Source organism: Glycomyces salinus, from assembly GCF_016428645.1.
GTDB classification, from domain to species: Bacteria; Actinomycetota; Actinomycetes; order Mycobacteriales; family Micromonosporaceae; genus Glycomyces; species Glycomyces salinus.
Map to the genome: position 1 here is coordinate 1 of NZ_JAELXW010000120.1, position 12,866 is coordinate 12,866.

Genomic DNA, 12,866 nt, shown 5'->3' on the forward strand with positions numbered 1-12,866 from the left:
AGATACTCCTCACGAGAACGCCTGCACCACAACCAGTCTCGGACCCCCGCCCTTCTTACCCCGCCCGTCCCGGGCAGCCGGGGCGGGGAGGAGCTTCAATACAGCTCAGCTCGAATCCAAGTATGGGTTCGGGCGCTTCACTGTGCCTGCCAGCGAAGAGCCGGTACCGGCGCCTGACCGGACACGCTTCCCGTAGCCCGGACCGGAGTTAGGCGGTCTTCTCCCAGACCGAGACATGGCGGGCGGACTCGTCGCCGAACGGGTTGCGGTTCCAGTCCTCCCAGCGGTCGCGCAGCCGCATCCCGGCGAGGCGGGCCATCAGGTCCAGTTCGGCGGGCCAGACGTAGCGGAAAGGAATCGAATAGAAGGAGCCGGTCTCGGCGTCGAAGTAGTTCGAGCTCATCTCCTGGGTGGCCACGTGGTAGCGGTCGAGGGCCCATTTGCGGGGTCCGGCGGCAAAGGGCACGGCGTTCTGGCCGGGCGGGAGGCGCCGCAGTTCGGGCATGCCGACCTCGATCAGGAAGCGGCCGCCGGGTTCGAGGTGGGCGGCGGCGTTGCGGAAGCACTCCACCTGCGAGTCCTGGGTCGTGAGGTTCCCGATGGTGTTGAAGACCAGGTAGACGAGGCTGAAGGCGCCTTCGAGGCGGGTGTTGGAGAAGTCCCCGAGGACCACCGGGATCTCCTTCCCGTCCGGTTTGGCCCGCAGCCGCTCGACCATGGCGGACGAGAGGTCGATGCCGCTGACCGGCACCCCGCGTCTGGCCAGCGGGAGCGCGATCCGGCCGGTGCCGATGGCGAACTCCAGGGCCCGGCCGTCCCCGGCCATCTCGGCGAGCAGGTCGGCGGCCGGTTCGACCTCCTCGGGGGCGAACGCCCCTGAAGAGGGGTCGTCGTAGCCGGCGGCCACTTCGGGGCCGAAATAGTCCACGGGTTCTGTCACCAGCGGAAAGTAGCATGTCGAGACCGCCGGAATCGACGGGTTTTCCGGCGGCGAGACCGCCGAAGGCCCTGCCGCCCGGGGACTCCGGGCGGCAGGGCTCGGGTGTCAGGCGCGGACGTGCAGCGCGAATCCCTTGCGGCCGGAGGGTTCCAGTCCTTCCTTCAGGTGCAGCGAGGGGATCTCGTAGTCGCCGAAGTTCTGGCGTCGGAACGGGATCGGCTCGGTCGACTCCAGGGTCAGCAGCCGGCGCTCCCATGCCTTGGCGATGGCCGGGAAGTCCTCGACGGTCATCCGGTCGGTGCCGTACAGCACGAACGGCGGCAGCACCTCGATGCCCGGGTAGTACAGGATGCCGTGGTGGATCGGGAACAGCAGGTCGTCGATGGGGCCGTTGATGCCGCGCGCGGCGTAGTGCGATTCGGGGCCGCCGGTGGTCACCGACAGCATCGCCCTCCTCCCGGCGAGGGTGCCCTCGCCGAAGCGCTCGCCGTACTTGGTGTCGCTGTGCTCTCCGACGCCGTAGGCGAAATGGTAGGTGAACACCCGGTCGACCCAGCCCTTGAGGATCGCGGGCATCGTGTACCACCAGATCGGGAACTGGAAGACGATCGTGTCGGCCCACAGCAGCTTCTCCTGCTCGGCGCGGACGTCGGGGGCGAGCGTTCCGGCGTCGAAGGCCCGGCCCGAGTCCGGGGCGACCTTCAGCGGGCTCGACGCGTCGGGGCCGAAGTCCTCGGCGTCCACGACCGCCTTCCAGCGCATGGCGTACAGGTCGCTGACCCGCACCTCGTGCCCGGCGTTCTCCAAGGTGGACACCGCGAGGTCCTTCAGCGAGCCGTTGAGCGACTTCGGTTCCGGGTGGGCGTAGACGATCAGGGTCTTCATGGGAACTCCTTCGAATCGGGTGCCTTCGATTCTCGGCGGGACGGGGCCAGCCGTTCAGGGGCGCTTCTTCCGGCGGACCGGGCTTCCTGGTAACGGCAGGACCACCTTCACCGGCGGGCCCGGGCCGCGCCGGGGGCATACTCGGGGCATGGACGATCTCGCGGGTTTCCTGCGCACCCGGCGCGCCCGGGTCGATCCGGCGACCGTCGGCATCCCGGCCGACCGCCGTCGCCGGGTCGAGGGGCTGCGCCGCGAGGAGGTCGCGCACCTCTCCGGCGTCAGTGTCGACTACTACGTGCGCCTGGAGCAGGGCCGCGCCACTCAGCCGTCCGCGCAGGTCCTCGACGCGCTCGCGCGGGTCCTCGGCCTCGACGAGACCGAGCGCGAGCACCTCCACCGCCTCGCCCGACAGCGCCGCCGCCGCGCGAAGGCGCCGGGCCGCCGGGTCCGCCCGGAGCTGCTGCGCGTGCTCGACCTGGTCGCCGACGCCCCCGCGTTGATCGTCAACCACCGCCTGGACGTGCTGGCCGGGAACCGGCTCGCCGGACTCCTGTACGGACGCCCCATGCCCGGCCTGAACACCGCGCGGCACCTGTTCCTGGAGGAAGACGAGCGCGGCCTGTACGCCGACCGGGACCGGTGCACGCTCGACGTGGTCGGGCATCTGCGCCTGGCCGCAGGCATGTACCCCGACGACCCGCGCCTGGCCTCGCTGATCGGCGAGCTGGCGATGGGGAGCGAGCGCTTCCGCCGGCTCTGGGCCCGCGCCGACGTGCGCGCCCGCACGCACGGGAGCAAGCGCTACCGGCACCCGCTGGTCGGACTGCTGGAACTGCACCAGGAGAACTTCGCGCTGCCGGGGGAATCGGGCATGGAGCTGCTGGTGCTGTCGGCGGCCTCCGGCAGCCCCGCCGAGGACGGGCTGCGCCTGCTCGCGAGACTCAGCGCGGAAGGCGCCGAGCCGGTTCCGGCCGTGGACACCCGGGCCGCCGAGTAGCGCCCGCGGCGAAGGGTCGGCGGGTGGTTCGCGTCCAGTAGGTTGTCGGGAGTCGAACGGGCAGGGCGCGCCGGCCTTTCGGTTTCGGACTACGGCCGTCTGCGTGGTCGCGCTGCCCGACACCGCTCACCGCGAGGGGAGCCCTCTTGATGCACCCGTCTCATCCCCTGGAGATCCGCGGCTACTCGGTCACGCGGTCCCTGGTGACCGTGACCGTGTTCATGATGCCGGTCGTGCTGTTCGTCCTGTGGTGGACCGGTTCGGCAACCAACGGCGACCGCAGGCTCGCCGTCCTCGCCGGACTCGTCGCCGCCGTCCCGGCGGTCGCGGCCGTCTCGTTCAAGGTCCGGCTCGACTTCGATCCGGTCGGCGGCGTCCTGACCGTCACCCGCCGCTGGTGGTACGGCGCCGCCCGGCAGTGGACCGTCCCCGGCGACCGGCTCACCGCCTGGTACTACGTCGGGTTCTCCCAGCAGCTGGTCCTCCACCGCGCAGGGGAGGCACCGCTCCGGTTCACCCTGTTCATGAACGGCGGACCCGAGCGGCTGGTCGCCTGGGCCGGGTACTACCTGGGCGGCCCCGATCCCGAAGCCGCCGAACGCGACGCGAAACGGGCCCGGCTCACCGTCGGACTCTCGCTCGGCCTGGGCGTGCCCGCGGCCGCGGCCGCCATCGTCGCGGTCGCGCTGCTCGTCGTCGGATAGCGGCAGGCCGCCGGTCCCGGCCCTGGTGGGGCCGGGACTGGTTCTCTCTGCCCTCTGAACGAGGTCTATACCGGGGCCAGCAGGCCCCGCTTGGCCTGTTCGAGCATGTAGGCGCACGATTCGTGCGCCCGCTCGTCCCAGGCGAACACCGCGACCGTGGCGATCCCGTCGAAGTCCATCCGGCGCAGCTTGGCGAAGAACGCGTCCCAGTCCACCTCGCCCTGGCCGATGTCCAGGTGCTGGTGGATGCGGGCCGGGGTCCCCGGCGGGTTGAGGATGTAGCGCAGGCCGCCCGAGCCCTTGAAGTTGAACGAGTCGGCCAGATGCAGGTGGGCGAGCTTGTCCCCCGCGTATCCGAGCATCTCGGCGACGTCGGGGTACACCTCGTCCCCGGCGAGGTGGAAGGTGTGCGGCGCGCAGTAGACGTAGTTGACCCACGGCTTGTCGATCGCCCGCACCAGGTCCACGCCCGGCCGGTTCTCCTCGCAGAAATCGTCCGGGTGGGGTTCGAGGTTCAGGCCGATGCCCTCGCGTTCGAAGACCGGCAGCAGTTCCTCCATGGAGCGCCAGAACTGCGCCTCGGACTCGGCGGCGCGTTCGGGGCGGCCGTTGAACTCCGAGTTCATCTGGTCAACGCCCAGTTCGGCGGTGATCTCGATGGCCCGCTTCCAGTAGCGGACCGCGGCCTGGCGCTCGTCCTCGTCCGGACCCGACCACCGGTACAGCGGCAGGACGCTCGCGATCCGGACGCCGGTCTCCTTCAGCGCGGCCTTGAGTTCGGCGACGCGCGCCGAGTCGGCCCTCGGGTGGACGAAGAACGGCATGAAGTCCTCGCGCGGGCTCAGCTCGATGTACTCGTAGCCGAGTTCGGCCGCGGTGCGGACCATCTCCGCCAGCGGCAGGTGCCTGAACGGCGTCGGGTCGAGCGCGATCTTCATCGGACGGCCCCTTCCGGTGCGTAGAAGGACGGGCGCTCGGTCAGCTCCACCGGGACCGTCCGGCCGCTGTGGAGGGCCTTGACGGCGGCGTCGGTGACGACCGCGGCGGCGTAGCCGTCCCACGCGGTCGGGCCGGTCGGCTCGGCGCCGGCTCCGACCGCGTCGACCCATTCCTGGAGTTCGACGTCGAAGGCCGCGGCGAAGCGGGACGGGAAGTCCTGGACGACCGCGTGGCCGTTGCCGCCGCCGCCGCGGACGTGGACGCGGGCCGGATCGGGCAGGCGGGCGGCGCCGGTCTCGCCGACGACTTCGCACTGGATGTCGTAGCCGTACTGGCAGTTGACGAAGACCTCGACGTCGACCCGGGCTCCCGACACGGTCTCGAACAGCATGATCTGGGGGTCGGTGAGGTGCTCGAACCGCTTGCTGGTGCTGCGGGGCCTGAGCACCTGCACGGAGGCGAACTCGTCTCCCAGCAGCCAGCGCAGCGTGTCGATCTCGTGCACGGCGGTGTCCTGGGCCTCCATGTCGGAGTGGTAGGACTCCGGGACGGTCGGGTTCCGGTGCGCGCAGTGGGCCATCAGGGGCGTGCCGATCGCCCCGTCGTCGATCAGGCGCTTGAGTTCGCGGTAGCCCTCGTCGTAGCGGCGCATGAACCCGACCTGGACGAGCCGGCGCCCGATTTCCTGCTCGGCCCCCAGGATGCGCAGGCCGTCGGCGGCCTCGGTGGTCAGCGGTTTCTCGCAGAACACCGGCTTGCCGGACGCGACGCAGGCCAGGACCTGCTCGGCGTGGACCGGTCCCCACGAGGTGATGACCACCGCCTCCACGTCCGGGTCGTCGATCAGCTTCTCGGCCGAGTCGATGACCCTGGCGCCGCTGATCGCGGCGACCTGGGCCGCGCGTTCGCGGTCGATGTCGGACACGGCGACCACTTCGGAGCCGGCGACCGTGTGCGTCAGGCGCCTCACGTGCTCCTCGCCGATCCAGCCGGTGCCGATCACGCCGATGCCGATGCTCATTCGCTTCAGCCTTTCTGCTGCGGGCCGGTGGCGCGGGCGAGCTCGGCGCCGCCGGACATGTGGTGGGTGAGGTCGTCCAAGGCCAGTTCCACTTTCGTGAGAGGCTCTGCCGGCTAGGAGCGCTGGTAGCGCGCTCCGAGGCCGCAGGAGTTGAGATACTTGCGAGTCCGGACTGCGATCGGCAGAGGCACATCGGGCTCGCAGGGATACAGGTCCTGCTCGACGATCACGAACAGATCGGCGTCGAGTCGGGACAGTTCGGTGACGATGTCGGCCGGGTTCGGCACGCCCGCGGGCGGCTCCACGCACACGCCGCGTTTGACGGCCTCTCCGAAGCCGAGTGCTTCATCGTTCACCTGTCGGAGCACCTCGGGGTCCATCTGCTTGATGTGGACGTACCCGACGCGCTCGGCGTAGCGGCGGATGAGGTCGATGTTGTCGCCCCCGCCGTAGGCGACGTGCCCGGTGTCCAGGCACAGCGATACGAAGTCCGAGTCCGTTCCGTCGAGGAATGTCTCGATCTGGTCTTGGGTCATGATCTGGGTGTCGGCGTGGGGGTGCAGCTCGATGCGGACGCCGTACTCCTCGAACATCTCCTTGCCGATGCGGTTGGCCGTGGAGTGCACGACCTTCCAGGTCGCGGCGTCCCATTCGGGAGAGTCGGAGAACTCGCCGGTCTTCTCGTCGCGGAACATCGGCGGGATGAACACCACGTGCTTCGCGCCCTGGGAGGCGGTGAGCCGGGAGACCTTGGAGACGACCGCGTGCATCTGGTCCCACAGCTCGGGGCGGTGGAGGTTGCCGAACACGGTCCCGCCGGAGACCTTCAGGCCGCGCCCGGCGATCTCGTCGGCCAGCACCTGCGGGTCGGTCGGCAGGTAGCCGTAGGGCCCGAGTTCGACCCACTCGTAGCCGGCCTCGGCCAGCTCGTCGAGGAACCGCGTGTACGGCAGCTGCCGGTCGTCCTCGGGGAACCACACGCCCCACGAGTCCGGAGCGGAGCCGAGGCGGAGGTTGAGCGCTTGCGTCGACATTGACGGTCTCCTGTCCTGATCGGTTGGTGGTCGGGCTCAGTTGCTGGTCGGAAAATGGAAGGCGGCGTCGACGGTCTGGCGGACCTCGGGCCAGCGGCTGGTGACGGTCTTGGCGCGGGTGTAGAACCGCACGCCTTCGGGTCCGTGGATCGGGGAGTCGCCGATCAGGGAGTCCTTCCAGCCGCCGAAGGAGTAGTAGGACATCGGGACCGGGATCGGGACGTTGACGCCGATCATTCCGACCTTGACCTCGCGCTGGAAGCGCCGCGCGGCCGCTCCCGAGGAGGTGAAGATCGCCGTGCCGTTGCCGTAGGGGTTGGCGTTGATCAGTTCGATCGCCTCGGTGACGTCGGCGGCTCGGGCCACCGACAGGACCGGTCCGAAGATCTCCTCGCGGTAGGCGTCCATGTCGGCGGTGACCTTGTCGAGCAGGGACGGGCCGACGAAGAAGCCGTCCTCGTGCCCGGGCAGGCTCAGGCCCCGGCCGTCGACGACGAGGTCGGCGCCCTGTGCCTGCCCGGATTCCACCGCGCGGATCACGCGGTCCCGGGCCGCCGGGGTGACGACCGGGCCCATCTCGGAGGCCGGGTCGTCGCCGGGCCCGACCTTGACCTCCTCGGCCTTGCGTTTGAGGACCTCCACCAGGGCGTCGCCGGCCTCGCCGACCGCCACACCCACCGAGATGGCCATGCAGCGCTGACCGGCCGAGCCGTAGGCGGCGGCGGTCAGGTGGTTAGCGGCGAACTCCAGATCGGCGTCGGGCAGGACCACCGCGTGGTTCTTCGCCCCGCCCAGGGCCTGGACCCGTTTGCCGTTCTCCGTGGCGCGCTGGTGGATGTACTTCGCGATCGGCGTCGAGCCGACGAAGGAGACCGCGGCGACCTCGTCGTGGTCGAGCAGGGCGTCGACGGCGGTCTTGTCGCCGTGGACGACGTTGAACACCCCGTCGGGGAGCCCGGCCTCGGCGTAGAGCTCGGCGACCAGGTTGGACACGGACGGGTCGCGTTCGGAGGGCTTGAGCACGAAGGTGTTGCCGGTGGCGATCGCGACCGGGTGCATCCACATCGGGACCATGATCGGGAAGTTGAAGGGCGTGATCCCGGCGCAGACGCCGAGCGGCTGGCGGAAGTTGAACACGTCGATTCCGCGCGAGACCTGGTCCGAGTAGCTGCCCTTGAGCACGTCGGCGATGCCGCAGGCGTATTCGACGACCTCGCGGCCGCGGATGATCTCGCCGCGGGCGTCCTCGACGACCTTCCCGTGCTCGGCCGAGATGAGGCGGGCCATCTCGTCCTCGTGCTCGACCAGGAGTTCACGGAAGCGGAACATGACCTTGGTCCGCTGGGAGAGCGAGGAGTCGCCCCAGGACTCGAACGCCTTCGCCGCGGTCCGCACCGCCGCGTCGACGTCGGCGGCCCCGGCCAGTCGCACCTGCCGGGCGACCTCGCCGGTCGCCGGGTTGAACACGTCCCCGGTCCGCTCGGAGCCACCCGCGGTCAGCGCCCCGCCGATCCAGTGCTCGATGGTCGTCATTTGCTGTCGTCCCCTTAGAGGTAGTGGCGCTGGGTGCGCTTGTGGTCGGCGTAGGTCTGGTAGGCCGCGCGGGTCGAATCCAGTTCGGAGGTCTCGGCCACCGGCACGTCCCACCACGCGCTCTCGGGCAGGCCCGGCGAGTACAGGTCGGTCTCGACGTGGACCACGGTGGTGGCCTCGGCGTCCTTCGCGACCTCTATGGCCTCTTTGAACTCGGTGACGGTCTTCGCGGTCAGGACGTTCGCGCCGAGGCTGGCGGCGTTGGCGGCCAGGTCGACCGGGAGCACGTCCCCGTCGAGCAGGCCCGACTCGTCGTCCCGGTAGCGGTACCTGGTGCCGAACCGCTGCGATCCCAGCGACTCCGACAGGGCCCCGATGGAGGCGAAGCCGTGGTTCTGGACGACCACGACGACGACCTTCAGGCCCTCGGAGATCATCGTGGGGATCTCGGAGGCCAGCATCAGGTACGAGCCGTCGCCGACCAGGGCGAAGACTTCGCGCGACGGGTCGGCCAGCTTGCAGCCGAGCCCGGCGGCGATCTCGTATCCCATGCACGAGTAGCCGTACTCGACGTGGTACTGCTTCGGGTCCCTGGAGCGCCACATCATCTGGAGGTCGCCGGGCATGGAACCGGCGGCGTTGATGACCACGTCGCGGTCGCCCATGGCGTCGTTGAGCGCGCCCAGGATCTCCGTCTGCGCGGGCAGCGGGCCGTGGTCGAGGCGCTTGGCGCCGTCGATGACGGCCTGCCAGTCGGCGGCCAGCCGGGTGGCCCGCCGCGTCCAGGCCGGGTCGGCGCTCCAGCTGCCGAGTTCGTCGTGCAGGGCTTCGAGGCCGGTGCGGGCGTCGGCGACGAGCATCGCCGCCGAGTGCTTGGCCGCGTCCATCGCCGCCACGTTCAGGTTGACGAACCGCACCTCGGGGTTGCCGAAGGCGGTGTGGCTGGCGGTGGTGAAGTCCGAGTATCGGGTGCCGACGCCCAGCACCACATCCGCTTCGGCGGCGAGGTGGTTGGCCGCGCGCGATCCGGTCGAGCCGAGCGCGCCGACCGACTGCGGGTGGTCCCACGGGAGCGAGCCGCGTCCGGCGTGGGTCTCGGCCACGGGGACGCCGTGGGCGGCGGCGAAGGACCGCAGTTCCTCGGTCGCCCGGGAGTAGACCGTGCCGCCGCCGGCGACGATGAGCGGCTTCTCGGCTCCGCGGAGCGCCTCCAGCGCGGCGTCGAGCTCGGCGGCGTCGGGGGCCGGGCGGCGGACGGTCCAGGTGCGGTCGCGGAAGAACTCGACCGGCCAGTCCCAGGCTTCGGCCTGGACGTCCTGGGGCAGCGAGAGCACGACCGCGCCGGTCTCGACCGGGTCGGTCAGCACCCGCATGGCCGCCAGAGCGGAGGGAATGAGCTGCTCGGGCCGCCAGACGCGGTCGAAGAACTTCGAGACCGGTCGGAACGCGTCGTTGACCGAAACGTCCAGGGCCTTGGTGTCTTCGAGCTGCTGGAGCACCGGGTCCGGGGAGCGGGTGGCGAAGACGTCGGAGGGCAGCAGGAGCACCGGGAGCCGGTTGACCGTCGCCAGGGCCGCGCCGGTGACCATGTTGGTCGAGCCGGGGCCGATCGAGGCGGTGCAGGCGTACGTCGAGAGCCGGTCGCTGAGCTTGGCGTAGGCGGTCGAGGCGTGGACCATGGCCTGCTCGTTGCGGGCCAGCAGGTACGGCATGTCGACGCCGTCCTCCTCGGTGGCCTGGAGCAGGGCCTGCCCGAGTCCGGCGACGTTGCCGTGGCCGAAGATCCCGAAGGTCCCGGCGATCAGGCGGCGGCGTTCGCCGTCGCGCTCGGTCCACTGGTTCGCGAGGAACCGGACCAGCGCCTGGGAGACGGTGAGTCGCACGGTCTCAGCGGACATCGTCGTCCCCTTCCGGCTCGGTGGCGGAGGTCAGCGGCAGTCGCGGGTCTGTCGGCTGGTCGGGCCAGGTCGAGCGGACCCAGCCGTGGGCGGGGTCGTCGCAGATCAGCCAGGCCCGGTCGGCGCCGGGGCCGGCCATCACGTTGAGGTAGTAGAGGTCGTAGCCGGGCGCGGCCGCAGCCGGACCGTGCCAGCCGTGCGGGATGAGGACCAGGTCGCCGCTGCGGACCTCGGCGTTGACGTCGATGGGGCGCTCGGGGTCGCTGGCGTAGACGCGCTGCCAGGCGAAGCCGGGGCCTGCCGGGCCCTCGGAGACCTCGAAGTAGTAGATCTCCTCGAGTTCGCGCTCGGTCTCGGTGTGCGCGTCGTGTTTGTGCGGCGGGTAGGAGGACCAGTTCGACGAGGGGGTGATGACCTCGCAGGCGATGAGCTTGTCGGCCTCGAACGTCTCGGGGGTGCAGAAGTTGTTGACCTGGCGGCTGGACTGCCCGGCCCCGCGCAGCTCGACCGGGACCTCCTCGGCCGGGCCGTAGCGGGCGGTCAGCCTGCGGCGGCAGCGGGCCGAGGGCATCGCGAACCGCCCGCCGCGCTCGCTGGTGACGGTGGCGGTCGCGTCGCGCGGGATGTAGGCGAAGTCGGTGACGCGGGTGAAGACGCCGCGTCGGCCCTGGAGATCGAAGACCTCGCCGTCGCAGCGGACGGCGCACGAGCCCGACAGCGGCAGGACGAGGGTCTCGGACTCGCCGGTCTCGAAGGTGTGCGACCCGCCGGCGGGCAGGTTCAGGACCTTCAGGCCCGAGTGGCCCCATTCGGCGGACTCGGGGGTGACGACGGTGTCGTACGGGCCTTGGGACGTCGTCCCGGCCGGGAGATGGAATCGGTTCACAGCAGGCTCACCACCGCTTCGATCGCGCCGGCGACGTCGCCGTCGTCGGGGTAGAGGAGGGACCGGCCCACGGTCAGACCGACCACGCCGGGCAAGGCCAGGGACTTCGCCCAGCTTTCGCGCTGGGCGCCGAGGTCGGCGACCTCGCCGCCGAGGAGCACCATCGGCAGGGTCGAGGCGGCCGCGACGCGCTCCATGTCGGGCGCGGTCGGGAGCTTGAGCCAGGTGTAGGCGCTGGTCCCGCCCAGGCCCGAGGCGATCGCCACCGATTTGACCACCGCCTCGGTCGACAGGTCGTTGACGACTTTCCCGCCCTCGCGGCGGGAGATGAACGGCTCGACCATCGCGATCAAACCACGCGCGGCGAGGTCGTCGACGGCTTTCGCGGTGTTCTCCAGGACCGACGGCGTGGCCGGGTCCCGGTAGTCGATGCGGGTGAGGGTCTTGCCGCCGTCGAAGCGCCGCCGCTCGATGCCGGCGGCGTTCATCCCGGCGAAACGGTCGTCGATCTCCCAGGCGGCTCCGGCCAGGCCGGTGCGGTTCATCGAACCGAACACGGCCTTGCCCTCCAGTGCTCCGAGCAGCAGCAGGTCCTCGAGGATGTCGGCGGTGGCCAGGACCCCGTTGCAGCCGGGGTTTGCCAGCGCGGTGCACAGCCGGTCAAGCAGGTCGCCCCGGTCGGCCATGGCCATCGGGTTCCCGCCGGTGCCGAGCGCGCCCCGCGCCGGGTGGTCGGCGGCGATGATGAAGCACTTCCCCGACTCCCCCACCGGGCTCTCGGCGCGGCGGCGCCGGTCGGCCGCGCGGGTGATCGCCTCGGGGTCGACCAGGCGGGTCTCGGCCAGTTCGGCGGTTCGTTCAGCGTGCATCGGCGGCCTCCCGCAGTTTGGCCTCGACCTCGGCGGCGGTCGGCATCGCCGACGAGCAGGCCAGGCGTCCGGCGACGATGGCTCCGGCGGCGTTGGCGTGGGCGATCAGCGAGGTCAGGTCGCGGCCCGCGAGCAGTCCGTGGACGAGGGCTCCGCCGAAGGCGTCTCCGGCGCCGAGGCCGTTGACCACGTCGACCGGGACCGGTGGGAGCTGGGCTTCGCCGTGGCCGTCCACGGCCAGGACTCCGGCCGGGCCCTGCTTTACGATCGCGAGCTTGACGCCCTTGTCCAGGAGGCGCCGGGCGGCCTCGCGGGGTTCGCGGGTGCCGACGGCGACTTCGACCTCGTCCTGGTTGCCGACGGCCACGTCGGCGTGTTCGAGGGCCTTGCCGACCCAGCCGCGGGCCTCGTCGGGGCTGTCCCAGAACATCGGCCGCCAGTCCAGGTCGAGGACGGTGTACTCGCAGGGCTCGGCGGCTTCGAGCGCGGTGAGGGTGGCCGAGCGGGAGGGCTCGGCGCACAGGCCGGTCACCGTCGCCCAGAACACCCGAGCCGATCCGATGGCCTCGAGATCGAGGTCTCCGGGGGCCACGTTCAGGTCCGGCGCTTTGGGAAAGCGGTAGAAGTAGAGCGGGAAGTCGTCGGGGGGAAAGACTTCGCAGAAGGTGATCGGGGTGGGGTTGCCGGGGTCGGTGCCGACGAAGCGTCCGTCCACACCGAAGTCGTGCAGCGCGTCGCGCACGTAGGCCCCGAACGGGTCCTCGCCGACCTTGGTCACCACGGCGGCCCGTCGCCCGTACCTGGCCGCCGCGACCGCGACGTTCGTGGGGCTGCCGCCCAGGTACTTGTTGAACGATTCGACCTGCGGAATCGCCACGCCGGTCTGCGCCGGGTAGAGATCCACACCGATACGGCCCATCGTCACGACCTCGAACGGGTCGCCGGACGGGTCGCTTCGCCGCTGCGGAGCCAACATTGCCTCCCACTGAAAGGGTTCGGGAACAAATCCGCCACTGGTAGCGGATCTGCGCGATTCGATCGCGATAGAGCGCGCTACTAGCGCGCGCTAGTTAGGCTAGAATTGCACGCGCCACAACACTGCGTCAAGGGCAGGACAATAAAAATCTCGATATCTTTGCATCGGAAAGGTAACGGTCCAA

At 70.6% G+C, this 12,866-nt stretch carries 12 protein-coding genes; 2 read left to right on the forward strand and 10 right to left on the reverse strand.

Annotated features, from left to right (window positions below; translation table 11 throughout):
• Nucleotides 1–208: 208 nt before the first annotated feature.
• Entirely contained in the window at nucleotides 209–940 is a 732-nt protein-coding gene (locus tag JFB92_RS22185; RefSeq protein ID WP_307789250.1) for a class I SAM-dependent DNA methyltransferase, read from the reverse strand.
• A gap of 105 nt (nucleotides 941–1,045) precedes the next feature.
• Nucleotides 1,046–1,825 carry an NAD(P)H-dependent oxidoreductase gene (locus tag JFB92_RS22190; RefSeq protein WP_199043742.1) on the reverse strand — a complete coding sequence of 260 codons (780 nt, stop codon included), beginning with the start codon at nucleotides 1,823–1,825 and terminating at the stop codon, nucleotides 1,046–1,048.
• 148 nt (nucleotides 1,826–1,973) lie between these two features.
• On the opposite strand from JFB92_RS22190, the gene JFB92_RS22195 reads away from it, so the two are divergent.
• The gene (locus tag JFB92_RS22195; protein ID WP_199043744.1) at nucleotides 1,974–2,822 is read left to right on the forward strand and encodes a helix-turn-helix transcriptional regulator; all 849 of its coding nucleotides are present in this window, start codon (nucleotides 1,974–1,976) and stop codon (nucleotides 2,820–2,822) included.
• Between the two features lie 149 nt (nucleotides 2,823–2,971).
• On the forward strand, nucleotides 2,972–3,526 hold the full coding sequence (locus JFB92_RS22200; RefSeq protein WP_199043746.1) for a hypothetical protein: 555 nt from the start codon (nucleotides 2,972–2,974) through the stop codon (nucleotides 3,524–3,526).
• A gap of 65 nt (nucleotides 3,527–3,591) precedes the next feature.
• Here the strand turns inward: JFB92_RS22200 and JFB92_RS22205 are convergent, their stop codons facing one another.
• The 8 genes from JFB92_RS22205 to iolC all read right to left on the reverse strand — a co-directional run bounded on the left by JFB92_RS22205 (nucleotide 3,592) and on the right by iolC (nucleotide 12,682).
• Nucleotides 3,592–4,464 (reverse strand): sugar phosphate isomerase/epimerase family protein, encoded by an 873-nt coding sequence (locus tag JFB92_RS22205; RefSeq protein WP_199043748.1) that lies wholly within the window; start codon nucleotides 4,462–4,464, stop codon nucleotides 3,592–3,594.
• Nucleotides 4,461–5,486 (reverse strand): Gfo/Idh/MocA family protein, encoded by a 1,026-nt coding sequence (locus JFB92_RS22210; protein WP_199043750.1) that lies wholly within the window; start codon nucleotides 5,484–5,486, stop codon nucleotides 4,461–4,463. The genes JFB92_RS22205 and JFB92_RS22210 overlap by 4 nt, the downstream gene beginning before the upstream one ends.
• A 113-nt stretch (nucleotides 5,487–5,599) precedes the next feature.
• On the reverse strand, nucleotides 5,600–6,520 hold the full coding sequence (locus JFB92_RS22215) for a TIM barrel protein (RefSeq protein ID WP_199043752.1): 921 nt from the start codon (nucleotides 6,518–6,520) through the stop codon (nucleotides 5,600–5,602).
• A gap of 36 nt (nucleotides 6,521–6,556) precedes the next feature.
• Nucleotides 6,557–8,053: a CoA-acylating methylmalonate-semialdehyde dehydrogenase gene (locus JFB92_RS22220; protein WP_199043754.1), complete on the reverse strand. Its 1,497-nt coding sequence runs from the start codon at nucleotides 8,051–8,053 to the stop codon at nucleotides 6,557–6,559.
• A gap of 14 nt (nucleotides 8,054–8,067) precedes the next feature.
• On the reverse strand, nucleotides 8,068–9,951 hold the full coding sequence (gene iolD / locus JFB92_RS22225; protein ID WP_233163675.1) for a 3D-(3,5/4)-trihydroxycyclohexane-1,2-dione acylhydrolase (decyclizing): 1,884 nt from the start codon (nucleotides 9,949–9,951) through the stop codon (nucleotides 8,068–8,070).
• Nucleotides 9,941–10,837, reverse strand: coding sequence for a 5-deoxy-glucuronate isomerase (gene iolB, locus JFB92_RS22230; protein ID WP_199043763.1), 897 nt, complete (start codon nucleotides 10,835–10,837; stop codon nucleotides 9,941–9,943). The genes iolD and iolB overlap by 11 nt, the downstream gene beginning before the upstream one ends.
• Nucleotides 10,834–11,706 (reverse strand): Cgl0159 family (beta/alpha)8-fold protein, encoded by an 873-nt coding sequence (locus JFB92_RS22235; RefSeq protein WP_199043765.1) that lies wholly within the window; start codon nucleotides 11,704–11,706, stop codon nucleotides 10,834–10,836. The genes iolB and JFB92_RS22235 overlap by 4 nt, the downstream gene beginning before the upstream one ends.
• Nucleotides 11,696–12,682: a 5-dehydro-2-deoxygluconokinase gene (iolC, locus tag JFB92_RS22240; RefSeq protein ID WP_199043767.1), complete on the reverse strand. Its 987-nt coding sequence runs from the start codon at nucleotides 12,680–12,682 to the stop codon at nucleotides 11,696–11,698. Before iolC ends, JFB92_RS22235 begins: the two co-directional genes overlap by 11 nt.
• Nucleotides 12,683–12,866 lie beyond the last annotated feature (184 nt).